Genomic DNA, 1,166 nt, shown 5'->3' with positions numbered 1-1,166 from the left:
AACTACCATCACATGCCCACAGTGATGAAACTGAAGAAACAGAAATATTTTTGTAGAAACTGTCACTCTTATACGACTGCTAGTCCCTACTTTATTAAAGAAAACTGTTTTATTTCAGAGCACATAAAGTTTAAAATTTTAGATCTTTTAAAGGAGAAAATCTCGTATACCCTGATTGCTAAACTCTGTCATGTGTCTATCACGACAGTGATCAGGCTTCTGCGAAGTCTAGAACCTTACGTGCCTAACAATCGCGTGAAAGCTAGTTTACCTACGGTCTTGATGGTGGATGAGTTTCGCTCTCATGTGACGAAAGAAGATAAGATGAGCTTTATTTGTGCCGATGGTGAATCCGGAAAACTTGTTGATGTTTTACCGAGTCGGCAACACGATAAGTTGGAAAGGCATTTTAACCGCTACCCTCAAGAAGCATTAAATCAAGTCCATTTTCTCGTCACAGATATGAATGCCGCCTATTTTAAACTGACAAAAACCTGCTTCAAACAAGCGAAAATCATCATTGATCGTTTTCATGTGGTCAAACATATCAATACTGCGTTCAATGACTTCAGAGTAAAAGAAGTCAAGCGGTTAAAGAAGAACAGGCATCTCATTGAAGCCCGAAAAATCAAAGCTAACTGGAAGTTACTGTTAAAGGATTATCAAAACGTTGACTGGACAAGTTACCGTAGTTGGCGAAGTTTTAGAGCTCCTAACTATCCTCTCCTCACGGAGGGAATGGTGATTGACCGACTGCTTTCCTATTCGCAAAAACTTTACGATACCTACCACTGTTTTCATAACCTGTTGAATGCTTTTAGAAGTAAGGATGTTGCTCTGTTTTTCGAACACTTAAAAAACTTGCCGGAACATCTTGATGAAGAGTTTAAACAGAAAGTACAAAACCTCTTAAACTATGAAACAGGCATTACCAATGCCCTTATTTACCCTTATTCCAATGGTAAATTGGAAGCCAAGAATACCCATATTAAAACATTGAAGCGAGTGTCCTACGGCTTTAAATCATTTCGTAACATGAGAATTAGAATTTTTATGATGAATGGTTTAATACAAATAAAATAACAGAAAAAGGAACTAAGTAGAGTAAACACTCCTACTCAGTTCCAAACTAATTTTTATTCATCAGTCCTATTTGACAAAGAGCC

General features: G+C 37.2%; 1 protein-coding gene. It reads left to right on the top strand.

The window, feature by feature from the left end:
- On the top strand, positions 1-1,083 hold a 1,083-nt coding region (locus CBF29_RS13625; RefSeq protein ID WP_126810242.1), incomplete at its 5' end, for an ISL3 family transposase.
- Between the last annotated feature and the right edge of the window lie 83 nt (positions 1,084-1,166).

The sequence above is a fragment of the Vagococcus elongatus genome (genome assembly GCF_003987645.1).
In the GTDB taxonomy this organism is placed as follows: domain Bacteria; phylum Bacillota; class Bacilli; order Lactobacillales; family Vagococcaceae; genus Vagococcus_A; species Vagococcus_A elongatus.
The sequence above is the reverse complement of the archived record's forward strand: the minus strand, read 5'-3'. Positions and strand labels throughout refer to the sequence as shown.